The sequence below is a fragment of the Pedobacter sp. genome (assembly GCF_045627485.1).
In the GTDB taxonomy this organism is placed as follows: domain Bacteria; phylum Bacteroidota; class Bacteroidia; order Sphingobacteriales; family Sphingobacteriaceae; genus Pedobacter.
The window spans coordinates 1-23,152 of sequence record NZ_JAZQNU010000192.1; the positions used below are offsets into that span (position 1 = coordinate 1).

Here is a 23,152-nt window from a genome sequence, read left to right on the forward strand (position 1 = left end):
AAGGATGGGCATCTGGAACTGCAGTTTAGCGCGGGGAAGTCGCTATTTGGAAACAAAAGTGCTGCAGGCACCTTTCAGGTTTATGCTTCCGGGATATTTAATCTGCAAAAAGGCAGTCAAAGTGAGCAGGTAGAAATGAATCAATGGAATTTTTGTGTGCTTCCCGGAGACCAGATCGATTACCAATGGTCAATTAACGATTTCCTGACTGATCATTACGAACTGCAGTGTTACGGTGCTAATGGCTTTTTCAGGTCCTTCAGGGGTTCAAAAGATGCTGCCGCTTTAGAGGTTAAGGTAACAGCAGAAATGTTAAGTCAGAAAAAGGCTACAGGTAACATCCAGATTACTACCCTTTCTACCCAGGATCAAACCATTACCATTACCGACAACGCTTATGGACTACGTCCTAAAACCATCACACTTAAAGGCGGAAAATCATTTAGCTATATTTTGGATCCCACTAAATCATATGGCTGGTATGACTTTACCATTAGCATAACTGGTAATTCAAATTTTAGTCAGCGGTACGCGGGCAGGATAGAAACCGGGAAAAACAGCATATCAGACCCACTAATGGGCCGTAATCGTATATCTGAATAAACAGTTTCCTTCTCCTGAGATTGCAGTCAGGTTGCAGGTTAGTCCGGGGATTCGGCGGCACTGGTACGGATTAAATACGGATATCGTACGGGAAACCCCGTATGATATCCGTGCTAAAGGTGTGTCTGATGCGTCTCGGGCCCGCTCTTGTCTGCAACCTTTCAGGGCGCTAACCCAAACTACACAAGAATGATACATCATAATATTGTCACAAAGAAATACACCCTGTCAAAAGGTTAAACAGAATTATAATTTTGTTGCCGTATGTTCATGAAATTGTTCCATTTCTTAGGGCTGTTTGCATACCTCAACATTATCGTTTATGAAGCTGATTCAACAACAGTCCATAAAAGTACGGTGTTAGGTGGTGATTCCCTGGTTGAATATTTTGTGGACGACTTACTCGAAATCCCTAAGGGCATAACTGAGGACCCGGAGATACCCCATGAAGATTATCGTCTTTTTAAAGCAGGTAATCATGTGCATGCAGCAACGGTAATTCTTATTTGTTTTCTATTTTCACGGCAGCTGCTTCCCAGTAGCATAGATCATCCGTTTTACAAAGCAAAAAGCTTTTGCCTGCCCGGTTATTATTCCTTTCTCTTTAGGTTTAAACCATTTTAGATCCAATTTCCCATTTCCTATTCTTTTTCCGCTGCGCCTAAAAAACGCTTAGCGGTAGCTTTTGCTGTTTGTCTGTCTATGATGCACTGACGCAAAAAGGTTGCAATTGAACATTCTCTATATTTTTATAAATCTAAAATTATCATGAAAGTTAACTACTTAACTTATTCCCTATTTTTTATTGCCGCTGCATGTGTGGGCTGTACCACTGAGAACAAAAAAAACACTGATAAAACTGCCGTTAGGACAGTCCCCGTAACCGCTGTAGCCAAACTGGATACCGTAATTTACAATGAATACATTGCCGATATACAGGCAGTCAAAAATGTGGAAGTCAGATCCAGGTTATCAGGTTTTCTTGAAAAGATCTATGTGGAAGAAGGCGCCGCTGTACAGGCAGGACAGATTTTATTTAAAATTAATGATGAAGAATACAGGGCAGAATATGCTAAAGCTCAAGCTGCACTAAATAATGCCATTGCTGATGCCAAAACCGTAAAGCTGGAAAAAGCAAGAACGAAAATGTTAGTAGACAGCAACATTGTTTCTAAAACCGACATGGACCTTGCTTCGGCTAAATTAAACGCTGCCGACTCCCGTGTAGCAGAGGCCAGGTCTGTATTGCAGCATGCCAAAACAAGGTTATCCAACACTCTGATTCGGGCACCCTTTTCCGGTCGAATCGACAGAATCCCTTTAAAAGCAGGCAGTTTATTAGAAGAAGGTGCATTGCTGACTTCTGTATCAGACTTAAGTGCAGTAAATGTTTATTTTGGGATCTCTGAGAAAGAGTACCTCAACATCGTAAGCGACCCTGCTTATCGTAAAAACGCCTTTAAAAAACAGGTAAAACTCACCCTTGCTAATGGAGAAATTTATCCTCATGAAGGAAACGCCGAATTTGCTGAAAGTGAATTTGCGCAAAATACAGGCTCACTATCTTTGAAAGCACGTTTCCCAAATCCAAATGGCGTATTAAAACATGGTGCTTCAGGCAAGATCAGTGTGCCTACCGAAACCGGCGAATTGCTGGCAGTACACCAGAAATCGGTATTTGAAATTCAGGACCGTACCTATGTATATGTTTTACAAGAGGATAATACCATAAAAATGACCGCATTCAAAGCCGGACAACGGGTAGGCCATTTCTACACCGTGGTTGATGGACTTACGGTAGATGATAAAGTGGTTTTTGAAGGCAATCAGAGTTTGCGCGATGGCTTAAAAGTAGCTCCGCAAACCATGAAGATGCCGCTTAGCACCATGATAGCTAAAAATTAGAACCCTTATCATTTCCTTTTTAAAAACTCCGTAAAATCATGTTCGAAACCTTTATAAAACGACCAGTGTTATCACTGATCATATCGCTTTTTATTACCCTTTTGGGCTTATTGGCTTTGTTTACGCTGCCGATAACCCAATTCCCAGATATTGTGCCCCCCTCTGTGGTGGTCACCGCCAATTATACAGGCGCTAATGCAGAAGTAAGTACAAACGCCGTTGCCATTCCTTTAGAAAGAGCCATTAACGGTGTGGCCGGCATGACCTATATGAGCTCGGTTTCTACCAATAACGGAACCACGCTGATCCAAGTGTTTTTTAAGGTAGGCACTGACCCCGATATTGCCGCCGTAAATGTTCAAAACCGGGTAACTACCGTACTGGATGAACTGCCGGAAGAAGTAATTAAAGCCGGGGTAACAACCGAAAAAGAAGTAAACAGCATGTTGATGTACCTGAATGTGTACAGTGATGATCAAACCGCTGATGAACGCTTTATTTATAACTTTACTGACATCAACATTCTAAAAGAACTTAAACGGATCGAAGGTGTTGGATTTGCGCAGATTATGGGCCTAAGGGACTATGCCATGCGCGTTTGGCTGAAACCGGACCGCCTTGCCGCCTACCAGATTTCAAGTGATGATGTGGTGGCCGCCCTAAGAAAACAAAATGTGGAAGCAGCACCCGGACAAACGGGTATTGGATCAGATAAATCGATCAATATGCAACAGTATGTGTTGCGTTACCCGGGTAAGTTTACGGAAGCAGAAGAATACAAAAACATCCCGATCAGGGCAAATGCCGATGGATCTATCATCAGGATCAAGGATGTTGCTGACGTTGAATTTGGATCGCTTGACTATGAAATGGTTTCGGAAACCGATGGCAGGCCTTCTGCTTCCATCATGCTAAAACAGTTACCAGGTTCGAATGCCCAAGAAGTTATTAAAAATGTGAAAGAACGCATGGCCGACTTGCAGGAAAGTTCATTTCCTCCGGGCATGAAATACACCATGGGATACGATGTATCGAGATTTTTGGATGCCTCTATTTCCAGTGTGTTAATCACTTTATTAGAAGCTTTTATCCTGGTATTTATTGTGGTATACATCTTTTTACAGGATTTCCGCTCCACTTTGATTCCTGCACTGGCCGTGCCGGTATGTTTAATCGGGGCATTGTTTTTTATGCAGATGCTGGGTTTTTCAATCAACTTACTGACGCTCTTTGCCTTAGTGCTGGCCATCGGTATTGTGGTGGATAACGCCATTGTAGTGGTGGAAGCTGTGTATGCAAAGATGGAAGAAGAACACCTTCAGCCTATGGAGGCCACATTGGCCGCGATGAAAGAAGTAGGAAAACCAGTGGTGGCCATCACCCTTGTGATGTCGGCGGTGTTTGTACCTGTAGCCTTTTTATCTGGTCCGGTGGGTATTTTTTACAGACAGTTCTCGTTAACACTGGCCTCGGCCATTGTAATTTCGGGGATCAATGCCTTAACCCTTACCCCTGCTTTGTGTGCCTTGATCTTACGTTCTCCGCATGACCAGCCGCCAGCAAAAGGCCTGATAGGTAAATTTTTTAAACGTTTTAACATTGGTTATAATAAAACTGCTACAGGTTATAAAAACCTGATTGGACGCATTGCAGGAAGAAGGATATTGACTTTTGGCTTATTAATCGGTTTTTTCCTCGCCACTTGGGGAATGGGTAGTATCTTACCCGGTGGATTTATTCCTACAGAAGATCAGGGAATGATTTATGTGAATGTAAACACGCCACCAGGTGCTACCGTTGACCGTACAGAGGCCGTATTGGGCGAGATTGACGCCATTAGCAGGAAAATGAGTGCGGTAGAAACGGTATCTACCCTTGCGGGCTATAGCTTGGTAAACGAAGTTTCGGGTGCCTCCTACGGCATGGGCATGATCAACCTGGTGAGCTGGGGAGATCGTAAAGAATCCGTAACCGATGTAATAGCAGAGCTCAGAAAAGCAACCGCACATATTATGGATGCCGAGATTGAATTTTTCCCACCACCAACAGTTCCGGGCTTCGGTAACGCCTCGGGTGTAGAAATGCGGATATTAGATAAAACCGGTGTGGATGACCTGAACAAAACAGATGTTATCCTGAAACAATTTATGGCCGACCTAAAGGAAACGCCGGAGATCGAAAATGTGACCAGTTCCTTTGATGTAAGCTTTCCACAATACCTGATCAGGGTAGACTACGACCAGGCAGCAAAAAAAGGTATCAGTGTAGAAAACGCCATGAATACACTGCAAACCCTGATGGGAAGTTACTATGCCACCAACTTTATCCGTTACGGACAAATGTATAAAGTGATGGTACAGGCAGGACCAAATTACAGGGAAAAACCAGAGGATGTGTTAAAACTCTTCATCAAAAACGATAAAGAAGAGATGCTGCCTTTTTCATCGTTCATTACGATGGAACGCGTTTACGGTCCGGAGCAAATAACACGCTATAACATGTACTCATCGGCCATGTTAAACGGGGAAGCAGCTGCAGGTTATAGCAGTGGCCAAGCCATTGCAGCCATAGAAAAAGTAGCGGAGAAATTACCACAAGGTTACGAAATTGAATGGTCGGGCATGACCCGTGAGCAGATCCTATCGGGAAACCAGGCGATCTATGTTTTCGCCCTGTGCTTAGTCTTTGTTTACATGATTCTGGCTGCCCAATATGAAAGTTTTCTGCTTCCGTTGCCGGTTTTACTTTCCTTGCCAGCCGGTGTATTTGGTGCTTTTCTGTTTCTAAAAGTCTTTGGTCTGGAAAACAATATTTATGCACAGGTGGCACTGGTTATGCTTATTGGATTACTGGCAAAAAACGCCATCCTGATTGTGGAATATGCTATTTTAAAACAACAACAAGGTATGGGCTTTTTACAGGCTGCTATTGAAGGTTCCGTTGCCCGTTTACGTCCTATATTAATGACTTCCTTTGCTTTTGCTGCAGGTTTGATTCCACTCATGTTGGCCAGCGGAGCTGGTGCATTGGGTAACCGGTCTATTGGTACAGCCGCTGTAGGCGGAATGGTGATCGGTACAATTGCCGGTGTAATTGTGATTCCGGGCCTTTATGTACTTTTCTCTTCTTTGGTGAAAAAGAAAAAAGCAGCACCGACACCATTGAAGAAAAAGAAAACTCCAGTGGAGCTGGTGGTGATCACATTAATTGGTTTCAGTCTATTTTTAAGTGCATGTTCGGGCAAAAAAGAATTGCCGAATTATAAATCACGTGCTTTGCCAGCCGCTTTTCAGGAAAACCTGGACACCAATAGTGTGGCCAGGTTAACCTGGAAGGAATTTTTCAAGGACAAACAATTGGTAACCTTAATTGATTCAGCCCTGGTGAATAATCCAGACATGAAACAAACACTACACCGAATTGAAGTTGCCAAAGCCAATTTAAGGATTCGAAAGGGCGCGGCATTACCGAATCTTGATTTAACGGTAGAAGCAGGTTTGCGGAAATATGGTTTTTACACCATGGACGGCATTGGTAATTATGACACCAACTTTTCTGACAATTTAAAGGAAGATGAGCGACTGCCAACACCATTGCCAGACTATTTTGTGGGTTTCAGAACCTCCTGGGAAATAGACTTGTGGGGAAAATTGAAAAATAAAAAACAGGCTGCATTAAATAGCTTCCTGGCCTCTTATGAAGGCCAGAAGCTGGTTCAAACTGAATTGGTGAGTAGTATTGCATCCGCTTATTTCGAATTGCTAACCTTAGATGAAGCATTGGAAATTTTAAACCGGAACATTGCGCTGCAGCAGAAAAGCCTGAGAATTATTGATATCCAGAAACAGGCTGGTGCAGCAACCGAATTAGGCGTGCAGCAATTTAAAGCGGTATTATCTAATTCAAAAGCAAAACAGCAGGAAGTATTGCAACAGATTAGCATCCTTGAAAACCACCTGAATTTTCTTACCGGTAAGTTTAACGCGCATATACCACGTGGTGAACGTGGCTTGGAACAATTTGTTTCCATTGATTCTTTGGCCAGTGGTACACCCATGCAGTTACTGGCTTCGCGTCCAGACATCAGGGAGGCGGGTTTAATGCTTATTGCCTCTAAAAAAGATGTGGGCGCAGCCAAAGCAGCATTTTTACCATCAATAGTTTTGTCGCCATACCTCGGTTTGCAGGCTTTTGATACGGGTAAATTGTTTAACACATCCAGCTCGGTAGCTTATGGTTTACTGGGTGGACTTACAGCGCCTATATTTAACCAGGGCCGAATCCGTGCAGAATATGATAGTTACGCTGCACATTATGGTATTGCCTTTCAGGAATATGAGAAGATAGTATTAAAGGCATACCAGGAAGTGATGGATGCCGTAAAATCTGACACTTTCATTAGGCAGAAGCGCATGCATATCTCCGATGAGGTAACTGCATTAAATGCGTCTGTAAAGGCTGCAAATGACCTGTTTCTGGCAGGAAGGGTAACCTATTTAGATATCCTGACCACTCAAAGAAATGTTTTAGATGCAGAGATCAATGAAGTGCAAGCGAAGAAAGAAGAAGTACTTAACCAGATTTCCTTATACAAAGCTTTAGGAGGCGGTTGGAAATAAAACAAGTAAGGCCAGCTGATAACAGCTGGCCTTTTTTGTATACGAGTATCTAAATAAATATTATTTTATACCTTAGGTCCTGGAAAACATAGGTATGCAAAATTTCGACGAGACGAAAAAGCTGTTAGAAAACTCGAACATCAATTACTTAATTGCTGTCGATATGAACAGCAACTATTCATATTTGAATAATCAGTATTCAAAAATATTTGAACGTATACACGGTAGTCTGATTGGCAAACACTATTCGATAACCATACACAAAGATGATCTGGAAATCTGTAAAACAGTATCTGCCCAGGCGTTCGCAAATCCAGATAAAATCTTTCCTGCAATCATTAGAAAATTTGACAATAAAGGCGGTTATGTCATCACACAATGGGAATATAAAGCCATGTGGAATAGCGAGGGCGAACCCGCTGGTGTATTTTGTATTGGGCACGATATTACTCAATACATGCTGGCTAGTTCCGAATTAAAAAACACTAAAGCATCTCTTACAAAAACAAAAGGCACTTTAGAACAAATCGCTTATATACAGTCGCACGTGATTAGAAAACCCCTTGCCAATATTATGGGTCTTTCGGTGCTTTTGGATACGATGGATGTAAATCCTGAACTGGTTAAAATCGTCAGTATGATTAAAGAGAGTGCCGAAGAACTGGATCAGGTTATCCGTAAGATGGCAACGAAACTATAAATCTTCCACCGGCAATAATCTTTTGACATTGCTGCAGAGGCCGCTTCACTAAAATCAAGACCAGAATAATCAGGGTAAAGTGTTTTGTATTTCCCAATGGAATAAGACTTTGTAATGATCTATTAACACCAGGAAATACAGAACGTTTGTGCCGGATTAGTGGATAGCAAACACTTACGGCTGCCCCGAACCTCCTGCAGCGCCATAAACCTGACCTGTAGAATAACTGGCATCACTGGATGCTAATTGCACATAGATAGATCCCAGTTCTGCAGGTTGTCCTGGTCGGCCGAAAGGCGTATCACCCCCAAAGTTTTTAAGTTTTTCCATCGTGGCACCACCGCTCACCTGTAAAGGCGTCCATATTGGTCCCGGTGCAACTCCATTTACACGAATACCTTTAGGCGCTAATTGTTTGGCGAGCGACCTCACGTATGCAGTATTAGCAGCTTTTGTTTGCGCATAGTCAAACAGTTCTCCAGAAGGATCTGTAGCTTGAACCGAAGTGGTGGCAATGATTACCGATCCCGGTTTTAAGTGTGGCAAAGCAGCTTTGGTTAACCAGAAAGGTGCATATACATTGGTTTTCATGGTGGCATCAAAATCTTCGGCAGAAAGGTCGAGAATGGACTCCCGGGTTTGCTGCCTTGCAGCATTGTTAACGAGGATATCTAATCCACCCAAGCCTTTTACCGCTTCATTAACAAGGCGCTTACAAAAAGCTTCTTCACGCAAATCTCCTGGAATAGCAACCGCAATACGACCTTCTTTTTTGATCAGCTCGATGACTTCCTTTGCATCGGGCTCTTCGTCAGGAAGGTAATTGATGGCTACATCTGCACCTTCCCTTGCATACGCAATTGCTGCTGCCCTACCCATTCCAGAGTCGCCACCTGTGATGAGGGCTTTTCTTCCAGTTAAACGACCAGAACCTTTGTAACTCGTTTCTCCATGATCTGGGCGCGGGTTCATTTTACCTGCCAATCCCGGCCAAGGCTGTTTTTGCTCATTGAAAGGCGGTTTTGGATACTTCGCCGTGGGATCCTCCAATCCTGCGGCAGCAGGAGGAGCAGCTGCCACATTGAAAACCGGCCCCACTGTCATGGCGGCGATACCTATTCCCAGGCCACCAATGGCCTTGCGACGGTTAATTTTATGGTCATCGCCCATCAGGTATTCGTTTTTATTTTCCATCGTCGATTCTTTAAGTTAATCAATTAATTTACCCTCCTATTGCTTTCCTGCGCCTGTGAGCAAACAGCTTAACAATAGCGTAAATTCAACGCTGTAAATTAGACAATGTTTAAAAAATATTGTTTTCAAATACTTGAAACACTTCTTTAATTTTTCAAAAACCATAATCATATTAATAGGTTATTTTACAGTGTTAACAATATTTAACGCCACTGTTAATTATGTTTTCCACCTAAATTAATCTCCTAGCTATGAAAAACATGAAATTCTACTATTTACTGGTCTTCACGTTATGGTGTTCGTTACCGGTTTTTGCACAGCGTGGTCTTCCGCCAAAAGAGAAAACGAGGACTATTCATATTACCAAATATCCTCAACATCTAGATTTCCTTCCCGAAATGGTGAAGCTGTTGAAAGTACCCCGGGGTTGGGAGGTCAGCGTGGCCGCGTCAGGGTTGGGTAGGCCGAGAATGCTGTACAATGCCCCAAATGGCGGGATATATGTAACACGCCGGGATGCAGGTGATGTACTTTTATTAAAAGACAATGACGGGGACAATAAATTTGAAGACCTGGTTACCGTGCTGTATGAATTTAAGGGCGTGCATGGCATTACCATGAAAGATAACTACCTGTATTTATGCAACAATACCCAACTGCGGCGCTATCCTGTATTAGCTGACGGAAAACTAGGCGAAATGGAGCTGCTGATTGATGATTTGCCAAGTGGTGGACAACACCCTAACCGTACGATAGAATTTGGACCGGACGGCATGTTATATATAAGTGTAGGGACCCTATGTAACGACTGTAAAGAAAGTGACAAGGAAGCCGCCTCCATGCTGCAGGTTGATCCGAAAACCTGGGAGCGCAGTATTTTTGCCAGCGGCTTACGCAACACCATTGGTTTTGACTTTCATCCTGCTACTGGTGAACTCTGGGGCATAGACAATGGCGGAGATGCCAAAGGTGACCATTGGCCACCGGAGGAAGTGAATCACATAGTTAAAGGCGGAAACTATGGGTACCCTTTTGCCTATGGAAAAAGGGAGGTTGATAGAAGCCGTGAAGATCCGCAGGGTGATGTTAAGGAAGAATGGGTAAAAACTACGATGCCCTCTACCCTTGAATTACCGGCACATATGGCACCCATAGCTTTCCGGTTTTTTAGAAACGAACCTAACATCCCATCTGGATATAGCGGCGACGGCTTAGTGGCCTGGCACGGGTCCTGGAACAGTAGTAAACCCGTGGGGTTTAAAGTTCAACGCATCAGGTTTAAAAATGGTACCCCAGTTAAGGCTGAAGATTTCCTTACTGGATTTTTAAAACCTGGGTTCCTGATGTTTAAAAGGAAAGCACGATTCGGACGTCCAGCGGGTATTATTATTAATCCTACCGGCGTAGTATATGTGTCAGATGATGCTAACGGGGTAATTTACGCCATAAAAAAAACGAATTAAGATGAAAACACAACATATAATTATAACAGGCATCATATGTCTTGGAGGCTGCATTGCCATAAAACCGACAGAAAGAATCGAGTTTTCAGCGCCTGATAGTTATCCGGAAGGTGTTGCTTACGACAGTATCCGCAATAACTATTACGTTTCCTCTGCCCGCCTGGGCACCATTGGTAGCGTTACCCGCGACGGCGAGTACAGCGTTTTTCACGGAGATAGCTCTTTAAAGTCTACCTATGGATTAAAGATACATCCTGACGGTAAGCGGCTTTTTGTACTGGCTGGAGATGCTAATTATAGCAAGTACACAAGTCCTGCTACACGAACCAAGATGATCCGCTTAATTAGCATTGACCTTGAAAGTGGCAAACGACTCACTGATTTGGATTTATCTGGATTAATTCCCGGCAAACATTTTGGAAACGATATGACTTTTGATGAGCAGGGAAATATTTATGTTACCGATAGTTACGCCCACGCCATTTACAAAGTAACACCAGATGGCAAACCTTCGGTGTTTGCAAAGGATAAACTGTTCGAAACGGCCGGTATTGGCCTAAATGGAATTGTATACCATCCTGGAGGATTCCTTATCGTTGACAATACGAATACCGGCCAGCTTTACAAAGTTGACCTGGCCAATCCGGCAAATGTTCAGAAAATTACTACAGAGCAGTATTTTATAGGCGGCGATGGTTTATTGCTGGATGCACCAAATAAGCTGACGATTGTGGTAAACGGTGGTAATGACAAAATTTTCCAGCTGGAAACGGAAGACAACTGGGCAAGTGCTAAACTTTCTGCCACTACCCTGATTGCGGACCGGTTTACCTACCCTGCTACTGCCACCAAGTTCCGTAATGAAACCTGGATTATGAATGCAAAGTTTAATGAGTTATTGGATAGCAACGCCGTACCAAGTAAAACTTTCGCAATTCAAAAAGCTGTATTTAAACCATTGCCAAAATAGAAAGACTAAAAAACAATTGCAAAAGGTTTATCCATCGGTGGGTATTCATTCTAAATAACTAAAAGGATAAATCCAAAAAGCAAAAAGAGGTGCTGATTTTTATCAGCACCTCTTTTTAATGAATGTGTTTTAATAACGTGATTAATATACGCCAATATATTGATTACCTGGTTTGTTATTCAACTTAGCACCTAAAGTCATTGCGCCTGTTTTTTTATTAAAAACATGAATGTTACCATCCTGGCCAACCGGTGCTACAGCAATAAAAACATCATCACCATGCATCGAAATGGACTGGATCTGGTTAAAACTCAACTGAGCCTCGTTAGGAATTGCATACTTAGTTGCTGTTCTTGCGTTTAAGTCTATACGTGCAATATAACCACCAGTACGTGTTCCGGCATTGTTTACAATGCTGTACACCACGAAGCCGATACCATCACCAACATATTTCCAGGTTTCGATGTACGTGTTGCTTAAGTTTAAAGCCTGATCCAGGCTAAAAACGTAATCGTTATCATATTCGTTAGTTGATGAACTCAACCTCAATATTTTAGAACCTCCGGTACCAACCTTTTCGCCAGAGGTAGCCTGGTACACATTTCCGTCAGTACCTACATATTGCATGGTACTGCGATAGCCATTGGTATTACCCCTGGTTTTTGTTGATGTAAGAACCTTAGGATTTGCAAGCGAAGGATAATCTAAGACCAAGGTTTTAGCCCAACTTTTATCACTTGCGTTATCCGCAGCAAATACCGGTAAACCATCGGTACCGAGAGTAAATGTCCTGATATTGTGTTTAGAAACTGCAGCACCAATAAACACTTTATTACCTGCCTTGTTCACAACTGGAACATCTATCCGGCTTATATAATATCCCGCAGCGGTTTCTTCATCTGTAAGTTTTAACTGAAAATCGGCAATTTTAGTGATTTGCGGATTATTTAGGTCTAAACTAATCACATCTACTGAGGTTGTTCTTTCCTGAAATACAAAATTTGGGGCGGTACCTGCGAACGTTACAGGATTAGCTTCTGCTTTTACCGCAATACCAACACCTTCAACCGCTTTTACCCAGCGCGGAGAAGCACTTACATAGGCTGATGTTTCCACTTCGGCACCTTCTGCTCTGAAATTATTACCACCATGTACGCTATATTTATTGAAAATTCCGCCATCTTCCCCGGTGTATTGGATATTATACAAAAATTTTCCATCTGCAGAAGCCTGTAAACGAGCCGTACGCTGAGATTTAACAGCCATACCTTGATCAAACACATTTATACTTATGTTCGGATTCTTTGCATCAGTTACAGATAAGCTATATACCATTGTACCTGCGTCACCATCACCAATGGTAGGGTTAGTTGGGTCATCAATAGCACCTGAAACGGTTATCCAACGATCAGCCTCTGGTATTTCGTCTCCGCCGTTTACGGTGTCTTTTTTACATGCAGACAATGACAGGACGGTAACAGCTGCCCCTAACATTATGGTTTTTAATAGTTCTTTTTTCATATGATGATTAGTATTAAAGATTAAAAATTGTTAATGGAATAATTTAACTTGAGATAAAAAGCGCGCCCAGGTTTCTGCACGCCGAAATTGTCGTAAACCTCTGCATTAAGGATATTTTTAGCATCGAGACTGATTACAAACTTTTTATTTGGGAACCTGTAATTAGTACCAAGGTCATGAGAAATCTGTTTAGGTGTGGTGTACCATTCAGAGGCAAAAAAGGCAGTTCCGAAAGGAGCCACATAACCAAAGTTGTAAAAGAGGTTCAGCACAGATTTCTTCTGGATGATGTTATCCAGGCGATACTGTACATTACCGTTCATGGTATAAAAAGGCTCGTTAGGCAGTTGTTTACCTTCAAACTGCGTCATACGCTGACCCGTAACTGACTGGTCGCCCTGCACAAATATGGAATTGAATTTAGAGAAGGTAAACAACACATTTAAACTGTTGTTGTAGCTGTAACCTAATTCTCCTTCAAAGCCTTGGGCCTTCGACTTGCCCAAATTCATAAAGGGAGCCGTTTCCTGTTCCTGATCAGAAGCCTGTGTATTGGTCTGACGCACAATCCTGTCTTTTACATTTCTAGAGAAAGCATTACCTGACAGTGTAAATTTGTGTTTATCAAAATTAAAGGAGCCTAACCTGAATCCAAGGTTATAATTTCTACTTGCTTCTGGCCTGATACCGAAGTTGGCAACGATGTTTTCATTTGGATCGCCCAAAATTTCCGTGTCACCTGGCATTCTTACCGCTAACTCGGCAGAACCAATAAGGATAACATTTGGCACTATGGCATATGAGCCGGCAAAACCATAACCAGTAGCACTTACTTCACCAGATTCTTTTGTGGTTAACAGGTTATTTGCGCCATTTGCCACAGCTACAGCGTGAGTGGTTTTACCTACAGTCTGCTGGTAGTATTTTAGGAATACATTTGTCTTTAGTTTATTATCCAGCAATTGTGCTTCGTAGTTGAATGCCGTTACATTTTTCACAAGGTCGCTTGCTTGTTTAAGGGTACCATTTGATACCGACTCCAAAAGGTTGTCGTCATCCCGGTCTACCATATAATAAACATGGTTTACCGACAGTCGGTGCCCAGAGAAAATATCATAGGCAAGATTAGTACGCAGTGTGGTAATCTTTCTGTTAATGTTGGTCATCACATCAATACCTTGTTGTCCTCTTCCAGGGTTGTACATTGGTTTTTTGTTAAAATCTAACCGGTAGTTGCCATCCCAGTTATATACATAACCCACAGTATCCTGTAAATAGGTATCCCGGTCACTGTATACCCCATTGACACTCAGATCCAAACCATTGGTAAAAAGGTTCTTTTTATTGTAGTTTAAACTATAAATACTGGCCTTTGCTTCGCTGGTGCGGCCAACATATGGCCTGGCCATTACTTGCCCGTGAGGAATCTCGTTGTCGGTGGTAGAGCGGTTGTATCCCAATAGAAAGGCATCTGCCCATTTCACATTAGTAAATCCGACTTCAAACCTTCCTCCTATGGATTTATAAGAATCATTAAAACGTTTAGCCCGGTAATAACGCTGTACAGCACCATTGGACTCCACGAATTTTGAAAACTTGCCCCACATCTCGTAATCATTATCAGTATAGGTATAAAACCCTGACGCCTTTGCCGTGAAACCATTTTCAGGATTTCGATACATTCCACTTGCATCAGCCTGAGAAGTATTAAAAGACCCATGGGCTACCGAGGCTGTAATGTTGTTCATAGACACGTCTTTCTTCAAGATCACATTGATTGCGCCACCCATGAAATCACCGGATAAGTGCGCCGGCAATACCCCTTTATACACCTCAATACGCTCAATCATAGCTGGAGGTATATTATTCAAATTGAAAGACGACCCATAAGTAGATATCTCAATGCCATCGATAAACACGCCAACGGCTCTACCCGACATCCCATTAAGGTTATATTCTACCGCTGAACCAAGGCCTCCGTTCTGGCGTACGCGAACGCCAACAGTCCTATCCAGCAATTCATTAGTCTGCAGGTTTCGAAGAGATGCTTCTTTCGTTTCAATAACATTGACTGCAAAGCCCGATGTTTCTATCTTCTTTTTCTCCGTTTTTCCAGTAACGGATACTTCATTCAAATCCTTATTTCCCGCAGGGGCAATTACTATGTTGTGAAATATGGCCGGTTGATTGATATTGATTTTTACAGCATATGGCTTAGCGTCCATAGACCTGACCTCAAGTAAATATTCTCCAAACGAAAGGTCTCTAATTGAATAAAATCCATTTTCGTTAGTGGGCACCACTTTATTTAATGACTTTATTTGCACAGTTGCGCCCTCAACTGCCTTTCCATGATGATTGATTACTTTACCGGAAAGGTTACCAGTTTGGGCTGATACGATAGAATGTGCGAACAGAATAATGACAAAAAGTAAAGCGTGTTTCATGTATGGTTTTGTAACTTTTATATATGTCTTTTAGAAAGAGTCTAAATAAACATAACTTCGTTGCAAATATATATTCCATTCATGACGATAAAGGGAGAAGATTTAACGCTAAAGGGAGAAATTAATGATCACTTATTCCAATTAAAAAGGGAAGTTTCAATTAGGTATTCCGATGACGCCAAATCTTTTGAAGAATTAACCCAAGCACCAAAAAATCTGCAGCAGACTTTACAGATGGTTTTTATTCTTAAAGGCACTCTAAACTACCTACTTCCACATACAGAAGAACCATTATTGGTACTGGAAGACCAGCAATATAACTTATTGCTGGATCATCGCCAATTAAAACTTCATTGCGATGATGAGGTGCATGATATGATATTTATAAATATTGATTATTCTTTCTTTTGCCGGTACCTTCCAAGTGACCATGAAGGATTTCAAAACATTAAAAAGGGAGTTGCGCAGGATGAAGCCAGTATATTTTCCAATTTGAACCTACACATTACACCGGAAATCATTAGCATCTTAAATTCATTAAAAAACTCTACACATACGGGGTTTTGCGAAAAACTGTTCCTTGAATCGAAGGTGTTGGAATTGTTGGTGCTGCAGGTATCACAATTTGAACAGATTAGAAATAGCGATGCCAAGCATCAGCTTAAAAAAGATGAACTTGACAAAATGTATGAAGTCAGGGAAATCCTGACGAGCAACATGCAGGAGCAGTTATCACTCCGCACCCTGTCACATATGGTGGGTACCAACGAATATAACCTGAAGCGTCATTTCAAAATCGCATTCGGCACTACTGTTTATGGTTACCTGAACCAGTATAAAATGGAACAGGCTAAATTCTTATTGATAAATGAGGATATGACCATCGCTGAGGTGGCAACCAGAATGGGTTATAAATATGCAACTCATTTCAGCAGTGCATTTAAAAAGCATTTTGGCTATTTGCCTAACAAAATCAGGACAGGCAAGCTCTCCTTAATTGTGTTAATAAAAGGCGTTACTGTTGCCAGCGAGAACACCTGGTTGTTATGAGGTTAAAGCATTTCATTTTCCTAACAGCAATCTTGCCTGTGTTCCCCATTGGCCAATAAAAAGATCAAGCTTTCCATCATTGTTGACATCTCCAATGGCGATTCCCCAACTTCTACCCACTGTTGATGTTGGGATTACTTCATTCGTTACCTGTTTAAAATTCCCTTTACCATCGTTTTGCAAGGCTTGAACCTGCATTGCCTCGAAAGGCGGAATTTTAATGGCACTTAAAATAATGTCTGGAAAACCATCATGATTGAAGTCTATTATTGCGCCTGCATAAGTGGAGTAATCCTGCTTAGGCATTCTTTTCGCTGTTTCGTCTTTAAAATTCCCGGTACCATCGTTAATCAACAAACGAGCAGTAGGATCCTTTTCGAAAGCCCCCGCATTGCTTGTTAAGTTGGTAAACAAAATGTCGGGGTGTCCGTCACCATTGACGTCGAAGGTTAACACCTCACGCGTATGCAGGGGAACAGTTAGTTCCAGTTTTTCTGCCTGTTCTGTAAAACGACCTTTTCCATCATTAAAGAATAGGCGATTAGGTGGAACTTCATTTCCAGCAATTAAGTCCAGATAACCGTCGTCATTTAAATCTGCAAGCTTTATAGATTGTGTTTCTGTTGGTACTGCTGGCAACCCTGATTTGGTATAATCAATAAAGTATCCTGGATTTTCCGAATCATTAATCCATAAGAAGTTTTGCTTGGTGGACCCTGAATTTCCGATGAGCACATCGACCAGGCCGTCACCGTTAACATCACCGATATCAAGACCATTCGCTTCACTTTTTGTAAGCAAGCGTTCGCTTACATCTTTAAAGTTCCCCTTTCCGTCGCCCAAATAGAACTCATGATTATGGTCGTCTTCGGCAACGAAAATCGCATCTATATATCCATCTTTATTAAAATCTGCCAGGCGCACATGTTCAGTATCGTGTTTCTTTTCAACGAAGGCCCCTTTTTTCCAGCTAAATTTGCCGGTCCCATCATTTAAGTACAAGCGGTTAGGCTGTGCTTCCAAAGCTAATATTGCATCTAAATGCCCATCCCCGTTTACATCGGCCAATGCCACATCCAACGCATGAGCTTCAGCATCTAATGGCATATGTGTGGCGGTAACGTCTTTGAAATATTTGGTTTCCACATTTTGTGAACAGGCCGTAAAAACGACTGCGACACTTAAGAACAGGACCAGCGTTGGTAAATATAGTTTTCCAGATAGCGATAGCAGCATATTACAAGGTTTTATGTAGATCAACAACCGAGTGGCCGATCAGTTTGGCATTTTTATGAAGTTCAGCTCCAATAGCTATTACAGCAGTATAACATTGCCCAGGTGTGAACACATCACCAAATCATTTAATTTTTACGACCACCTTTCCCTTAGCTCGGCCGCTTTCCATAAATTCCAACGCCTTATTAAATTCATTGAAGCTAAAAATCTTATCTATTACAGGTCTGATGTAGCCTGATTCTACCAATTTTGTAACCTCATTCAATTGTTCTCCCTGTGCTCGCATAAACAGAAAAGAATAACTCACTTTTGCTTTCTTAGCTTTATTGCGAATTCCCAGGCTCATAAAAAACATAATATACCTTAGAAACCATGGGGCATGCATCGATATCGCAAATTTAGGAGTTGGGGGTCCAGAAATAGATATTACTTTTCCTCCCGGGGAGAGGATAGTTATTGATTTTTCAAGCGTGCTTTTGTCCTGACTGTTTAATACCAGATCATAATTAGACAACCGCTTCTCAAATCGCTCATTTCGATAGTCTACCACAACATCGGCGCCCAGCCCCTTAACCAAATCGAAGCTTTTGGCTCCAGCGGTGGTTGCTACATATGCACCTAAATGTTTGGCAAGCTGTATTGCAATAGTCCCAACCCCTCCTGAGCCTGCCTGAATGAACACCTTGTGATCTCTTCTAACCGCCCCTTTTTCTACTAATGCCTGCCATGCTGTTAAGGCAACCAAGGGTAGCGATGCGGCTTCTTCCATGGATAGATTCTTTGGCTTTCGCGCCACATCTTCTTCATTCACTGCAATAAATTCAGCAAATGTACCAATGTGCAGATCAGGTGGACGTGAATAAACCTCATCACCTACTTTGAATTTCCTTACATTTTTCCCTATCTCAATCACTATTCCCGCCAAATCATGCCCTAGGATTAACGGCATTTTATAAGACAATAAAAGTTTCAATTCCCCTGACTTTATCTTTGCGTCCAACGGGTTTAACCCTGCAGCGTGCACCTCGATCAATAGATCGTTATCCTTTAGAGACGGCGTAGGAACATTAGAAAGTCGCATTGGCTTTTCTTTGCTATATTTATCTATAAGATACGCTTTCATATTTTATATACACTTAGTAATGAGACTAATAAAAGCTTATAGTACGAAAAAAATCTGAAGTAAGGGATGGATGTTAAACACGGCGCTGATTGTTTACGGAAATCATAAGTTTCCTAAGAAGTATAGACTCATTTATCTTAATCATAAAAACTGGAAATATTGATTTGCAATGCACACTTACAAGACTATCTTTACGAAAGGAAATAGACGAACGCTCAAATCGCTCATAAAGTATGTCAACTGGAAAATATAGAAAAGAACACAATTGCTTAAACTGTGGTGAACATGTAGAGAAGCACTATTGCAGCAATTGCGGCCAACAGAATTTAGAATTAAAGGAGAGTTTCTGGGGTTTTATAAGTCATAGCATTGCGCATTATTTCCACTTTGATAATAAATTTTTTCATACTCTGGTTCCATTGTTAAGTAATCCTGGACAAGTAACCCTCGATTACCTTTCGGGGAAACGAGCGCGATACATCAATCCGGTAAGCATGTATATTTTTGTGTCGATTGTCTATTTTCTGGTGGTCTATTCTCCTGAGCAAAAGAATAAAGAAGTGAGCCATGTGAACATAGAAAACGTTGACACAAAAGAACAGGAGCATGCCGCAATTGACAGCTTAGACTACATTTCAAAATCTTTAAACCTGCAAAATGAGGGCTCAACCGTTACTAAGAAGGCTAAAGAAGTAGCCAGGGATCTTTTAACCAGGAAGGAATTTGGCACCCTAAGTTTTCAGGAGCAGGCTAAACAATTAAATCAGCTAAAGGAACAGCATCGCGTTAACCCCTCAGACTCTCTTGCAACATTGATATCAAAATTTAGCGTTATTCATGACGAGAAAAATGACAGCACATACGCTGCTTACCTGGCACGCCAACAAAAATTACCGCTTTCAGAACGCGACAATTGGATGGAAAGAATGGCTGAAAAAAGAGCCATCACCCTTGGTGAAAAATCTGAAGTTATTCAGGAAACACTCGAACGCAACAGGCCCAAGCAGTATTTTCTCCTGATGCCTTTATTAGCCTGGTTTATTATGATCAATTTCAGAAGAAATCACATCTATTACCTCGACCACCTGATTTTCACTATCCATGGAATGACAGCGTACTTCATTATAGAAATTCTCACACAACCCTTCATACACCATGTCTTTGGCGAAGAATCGATTTTTAGTAGTATTATTGGACTAGCAGTCTTTTTCTTTATGCTTTGGTATATGTATAAGGCATTAATAATTTTTTACCAACGCAGTAAAAGAAGAACTTACGCTAAGATTCTCACAATCCTCATTTTATTTGGGGTTGCCTTTAAACTTACCGAAATGGTGATGATCAATTTAATTTATTTTGTGGCCGTGTAGTTACTTAAACCATTACCGGGTTATCGACAATATCGAGCTTAGCAAACTTTTGCACCTCAATACTTGGAAAGCCAAAATCTTCGACGACCTTTCCAAGAATTAAATAGCAGCCCATTCCCCGAAAAGGATATGCGGGCGTGTTATTAGGGAAATGTGTGGTATCAAAGAAATCTCCGTCTGCATCGAGGAAGGTACCGAACCACATCTTTTTGCTGTTCTTTGTGTTAACGGTTTTCTCACAGACATACAAGCCAACCATGCGTACCCTCTGGCCCACACAGGATTTCAGCGTCTTTGCACGGACGTCGCCCCGGTAGGTTGTTTTCAACAGGTCGAACATCGAAAGACTTAGGGGAAAACCCAACAATTCAAGTTCATGATAAGCGTCCTCCAATTTGGTATTTTCCAGGTCAGGCAATACATAGTGTTTAGCCGAAACATGAAATAATTCAGCATGGTTAACTGGCTTGGCCTGTTTACCTAAAAGCGTATGCACATCCCATAATAAGGCTTTTTTACTTTTACCGGTGAAACGCAGGGCCCCACAGCGGATCAGAATAACGGCTTGCTCCAATCTGATTTCCGTACGCCTCAGGAAATTCTCCAGATCAAGATACGGCCCCATTTGCCTGCGCTCCTCTGTAATCTGCTCCATCAGTTTGTTTTCCAGCCCCTGTATGCCCACAAAACCCAAGTAGGCATCGGTGCCACTGATTGACACCACAGGTTCGCTTTTATTGATACAAGGTAAATGCACCTTTGCACCTGCTTTTTGAAGTTCATGTACATAAAGCCAGCGTGTATAGAAACCTCCATAATTATTTAAAACCCCAACCATAAACTCCATGGGGTAATAAGTTTTCAGGTATAGACTCTGGTAACTCTCCACAGCAAAACTTGCTGAATGGGCTTTGGAAAAGCTATATCCGGCGAAGCTTGATACCTGGCGCCATACCTCCTTTGTAATGTCGCCGGGCCGGTTTAAAGCCGCAGCGCCTTCATGAAATTTTTCCACCAGCCGATCAAATTCCACCCTGGAGCGGTACTTGCCGCTCATGCCCCTTCTCAGGATATCGGCATCGGTACCGCTCATGCCACCATAATGAATGCAGACTTTAATGACGTCCTCTTGGTAGACCATAACCCCGAAAGTTTCCTTGAGTAGTTCTTCCATTACCGGATGCAGATATTTAACCACATCCGGGTGATGGAAATTCTGGATAAATGTTTTCATCATGCCCGACTGCGCCACTCCTGGCCGTATGATGGAGCTGGCGGCAACCAACGTTAAATAATTATCACAGCTTAACTTGGTTAGCAACTGCCTCATGGCGGGCGATTCAATATAAAAGCACCCAATGGTGTTGCCTGACTTTAGACGTTTATTCAGATTCCCGTCTTTCATGAATTTATGCACACGATGAATATCGACTGTTTTATGCTGGTTCTGTTCTACCAGTTTCACAGCCTCTTTAATGTGGCCGATCCCACGTTGAGAAAGAATATCGTACTTGTCGTAACCAATCAATTCTGCCTCATACATGTCCCATTGTACGGTGGGCATCCCTTTCGGTGGCAAATCCAATGCGGTATAATAGGTAATTGGTTCTTCGGAAATCAGCACGCCGCCAGCATGAATGCTCCTCTGGTTAGGCATGTTGCTCATCAACGCATAGATGGTCATGATCTTTTTGAAGGTTTTATTATCCCGGTTTTCTACGGCCTTGCTGGCATCTGAAAAACCGTCGATCTCCGATTTTGGGAGCCCCATCACTTTACCGATCTCCCGGATAATACTCCGGTCTTTAAAAGTAGACATGGTACCCAGTAGTGCGGTATGCTCTCGCCCATAGCGCTTAAAAATGTAATCCTGCACATCCTCCCGCTCGTCCCAGCTGTAGTCTATATCGAAATCCGGCGGTGAGGTACGTTCTGCATTCAGGAACCTTTCAAAATATAAATCGAGTTCAATCGGGTCCACATCCGTAATACGCAGGCAAAAAGCCACCATACTGTTAGCACCCGAGCCTCTGCCCACATGGTAATATCCCCGACGCATGGAGTATTGAATAATATCATTGGTGATCAGGAAATAAGCGCAGAAGTTAAGCTCGTCAATCACTTTCAGTTCCTTTTTTACCCGCTGTAAAGCTTCCCGGTTTTTACTGCCATAGCGATAGCGCATACCCTCCATCGCCAGCTTTTCCAATAGCGCTTTGTCGTCTTTTCGATTACCCGTAAAAGTTTTCCGGTTCAAACTAACCTTTCCCACCGGGTAATCCATGGTACAGCTATCCATCAATTTGCGGGTGTTGTCGAGGATAAAAGCGTACTTAACGAACTTAGTTTCTAATTCTCCGGGTTTCAGGAAAACATCGGTCTCCTTGCACTTGTCTTCCATTTCCACCATGGTGATTAAGGTGTTCAAGTCAATGCCCCTTAAATATTCATGCAGTCGATAGCCTATTTTACTGGCTACAAACACAGGCTGCAGCACCAGCAGCTTAGTTTCCAGTTCCTGCAGATCCTTTTGATAAAACTGATGAAGCTCATCGAAACGTACACCAATAAATTCATTCGGTTTAAGCGTTGCTTTATGCCCAAAAGGATAAACAACGTAAGCGTTTTTAAAAGGAAAAGGTTCATCAGGGAGTTCCCTTTGCTCAAGGTTATGCAAACTCAGAAAGTCGTTCAATTCCTTCATCCCTTCCCTGTTCCGGGCTATCCCAATATAAAGCAGCTTTTTATCTTTTCGAAACTCAATACCTCCAATCGGTTTAATGCGGTTAGCCCGGCATTCGCGCATAAATTCCATTATGCCGGTAGAATTGTTAATATCAGTCATCACCATCTGGGTAATGCCACGGGCTTGCGCTTCTTCTACCAATGTTTTAATAGACATGGTGCCATAACGCAGGCTATAATGAGAATGTACATTCAAATACATGAGG

Annotated in this window: 15 protein-coding genes; 9 read left to right on the top strand and 6 right to left on the bottom strand. The window is 42.1% G+C overall.

Annotation, left to right across the window (positions count from 1 at the left end):
* The 5 genes from ACR2F3_RS14515 to ACR2F3_RS14535 form a co-directional block, all read left to right on the top strand.
* On the top strand, positions 1-603 hold a 603-nt coding region (locus ACR2F3_RS14515), incomplete at its 5' end, for a phospholipase domain-containing protein (RefSeq protein ID WP_432710700.1).
* A gap of 270 nt (positions 604-873) precedes the next feature.
* The gene (locus tag ACR2F3_RS14520) at positions 874-1,227 is read left to right on the top strand and encodes a hypothetical protein (protein WP_432710701.1); all 354 of its coding nucleotides are present in this window, start codon (positions 874-876) and stop codon (positions 1,225-1,227) included.
* Between the two features lie 144 nt (positions 1,228-1,371).
* Positions 1,372-2,508, top strand: coding sequence for an efflux RND transporter periplasmic adaptor subunit (locus tag ACR2F3_RS14525; RefSeq protein WP_432710702.1), 1,137 nt, complete (start codon positions 1,372-1,374; stop codon positions 2,506-2,508).
* Positions 2,509-2,546: 38 nt separating this feature from the next.
* On the top strand, positions 2,547-7,127 hold the full coding sequence (locus ACR2F3_RS14530) for an efflux RND transporter permease subunit (protein WP_432710703.1): 4,581 nt from the start codon (positions 2,547-2,549) through the stop codon (positions 7,125-7,127).
* Positions 7,128-7,221: 94 nt separating this feature from the next.
* Positions 7,222-7,827, top strand: a complete 606-nt coding sequence (locus ACR2F3_RS14535) for a PAS domain-containing protein (RefSeq protein ID WP_432710704.1) — start codon at positions 7,222-7,224, stop codon at positions 7,825-7,827.
* A 174-nt stretch (positions 7,828-8,001) separates the two neighbouring features.
* On the opposite strand, the gene ACR2F3_RS14540 is transcribed toward ACR2F3_RS14535, so the two are convergent.
* A complete protein-coding gene (locus ACR2F3_RS14540; RefSeq protein WP_432710705.1) occupies positions 8,002-9,021 on the bottom strand; it encodes an SDR family oxidoreductase in 1,020 nt (339 codons plus the stop codon).
* Between the two features lie 251 nt (positions 9,022-9,272).
* Here ACR2F3_RS14540 and ACR2F3_RS14545 point away from each other — a divergent pair, with 251 nt between their 5' ends.
* Both ACR2F3_RS14545 and ACR2F3_RS14550 read left to right on the top strand, forming a co-directional pair.
* Positions 9,273-10,484 (top strand): PQQ-dependent sugar dehydrogenase, encoded by a 1,212-nt coding sequence (locus tag ACR2F3_RS14545; protein ID WP_432710706.1) that lies wholly within the window; start codon positions 9,273-9,275, stop codon positions 10,482-10,484.
* Position 10,485: 1 nt separating this feature from the next.
* A complete protein-coding gene (locus ACR2F3_RS14550) occupies positions 10,486-11,454 on the top strand; it encodes a gluconolaconase (protein ID WP_432710707.1) in 969 nt (322 codons plus the stop codon).
* A gap of 141 nt (positions 11,455-11,595) precedes the next feature.
* Here ACR2F3_RS14550 and ACR2F3_RS14555 read toward each other — a convergent pair whose 3' ends face one another.
* Both ACR2F3_RS14555 and ACR2F3_RS14560 read right to left on the bottom strand, forming a co-directional pair.
* Positions 11,596-12,975: a hypothetical protein gene (locus tag ACR2F3_RS14555; RefSeq protein WP_432710708.1), complete on the bottom strand. Its 1,380-nt coding sequence runs from the start codon at positions 12,973-12,975 to the stop codon at positions 11,596-11,598.
* Positions 12,976-12,995: 20 nt separating this feature from the next.
* Complete coding sequence (locus ACR2F3_RS14560; RefSeq protein WP_432710709.1) at positions 12,996-15,422, bottom strand: TonB-dependent receptor; 2,427 nt, start codon at positions 15,420-15,422, stop codon at positions 12,996-12,998.
* Positions 15,423-15,503: 81 nt separating this feature from the next.
* Between ACR2F3_RS14560 and ACR2F3_RS14565 the strand changes: the two genes are divergently transcribed.
* A complete protein-coding gene (locus tag ACR2F3_RS14565; RefSeq protein ID WP_432710710.1) occupies positions 15,504-16,472 on the top strand; it encodes a helix-turn-helix domain-containing protein in 969 nt (322 codons plus the stop codon).
* A 12-nt stretch (positions 16,473-16,484) separates the two neighbouring features.
* Here ACR2F3_RS14565 and ACR2F3_RS14570 read toward each other — a convergent pair whose 3' ends face one another.
* Positions 16,485-17,708 (bottom strand): FG-GAP repeat domain-containing protein, encoded by a 1,224-nt coding sequence (locus ACR2F3_RS14570; RefSeq protein ID WP_432710711.1) that lies wholly within the window; start codon positions 17,706-17,708, stop codon positions 16,485-16,487.
* 121 nt (positions 17,709-17,829) lie between these two features.
* Complete coding sequence (locus ACR2F3_RS14575) at positions 17,830-18,831, bottom strand: NADP-dependent oxidoreductase (protein WP_432710712.1); 1,002 nt, start codon at positions 18,829-18,831, stop codon at positions 17,830-17,832.
* 233 nt (positions 18,832-19,064) lie between these two features.
* On the opposite strand from ACR2F3_RS14575, the gene ACR2F3_RS14580 reads away from it, so the two are divergent.
* On the top strand, positions 19,065-20,201 hold the full coding sequence (locus tag ACR2F3_RS14580; protein WP_432710713.1) for a DUF3667 domain-containing protein: 1,137 nt from the start codon (positions 19,065-19,067) through the stop codon (positions 20,199-20,201).
* Between the two features lie 4 nt (positions 20,202-20,205).
* On the opposite strand, the gene ACR2F3_RS14585 is transcribed toward ACR2F3_RS14580, so the two are convergent.
* Positions 20,206-23,148 carry a DNA polymerase III subunit alpha gene (locus ACR2F3_RS14585; RefSeq protein ID WP_432710714.1) on the bottom strand — a complete coding sequence of 981 codons (2,943 nt, stop codon included), beginning with the start codon at positions 23,146-23,148 and terminating at the stop codon, positions 20,206-20,208.
* Positions 23,149-23,152: the final 4 nt, after the last annotated feature.

Coding starts and splice junctions, on each gene's coding strand:
- ACR2F3_RS14580 (WP_432710713.1), top strand. CDS start 19,065: ATGTCAACTGGAAAATATAGAAAAGAACACAATTGCTTAAACTGTGGT.
- ACR2F3_RS14585 (WP_432710714.1), bottom strand. CDS start 23,148: ATGTATTTGAATGTACATTCTCATTATAGCCTGCGTTATGGCACCATG.
- ACR2F3_RS14545 (WP_432710706.1), top strand. CDS start 9,273: ATGAAAAACATGAAATTCTACTATTTACTGGTCTTCACGTTATGGTGT.
- ACR2F3_RS14555 (WP_432710708.1), bottom strand. CDS start 12,975: ATGAAAAAAGAACTATTAAAAACCATAATGTTAGGGGCAGCTGTTACC.
- ACR2F3_RS14520 (WP_432710701.1), top strand. CDS start 874: ATGAAATTGTTCCATTTCTTAGGGCTGTTTGCATACCTCAACATTATC.
- ACR2F3_RS14540 (WP_432710705.1), bottom strand. CDS start 9,021: ATGGAAAATAAAAACGAATACCTGATGGGCGATGACCATAAAATTAAC.
- ACR2F3_RS14550 (WP_432710707.1), top strand. CDS start 10,486: ATGAAAACACAACATATAATTATAACAGGCATCATATGTCTTGGAGGC.
- ACR2F3_RS14535 (WP_432710704.1), top strand. CDS start 7,222: ATGCAAAATTTCGACGAGACGAAAAAGCTGTTAGAAAACTCGAACATC.
- ACR2F3_RS14570 (WP_432710711.1), bottom strand. CDS start 17,708: ATGCTGCTATCGCTATCTGGAAAACTATATTTACCAACGCTGGTCCTG.
- ACR2F3_RS14525 (WP_432710702.1), top strand. CDS start 1,372: ATGAAAGTTAACTACTTAACTTATTCCCTATTTTTTATTGCCGCTGCA.
- ACR2F3_RS14565 (WP_432710710.1), top strand. CDS start 15,504: ATGACGATAAAGGGAGAAGATTTAACGCTAAAGGGAGAAATTAATGAT.
- ACR2F3_RS14530 (WP_432710703.1), top strand. CDS start 2,547: ATGTTCGAAACCTTTATAAAACGACCAGTGTTATCACTGATCATATCG.
- ACR2F3_RS14575 (WP_432710712.1), bottom strand. CDS start 18,831: ATGAAAGCGTATCTTATAGATAAATATAGCAAAGAAAAGCCAATGCGA.
- ACR2F3_RS14560 (WP_432710709.1), bottom strand. CDS start 15,422: ATGAAACACGCTTTACTTTTTGTCATTATTCTGTTCGCACATTCTATC.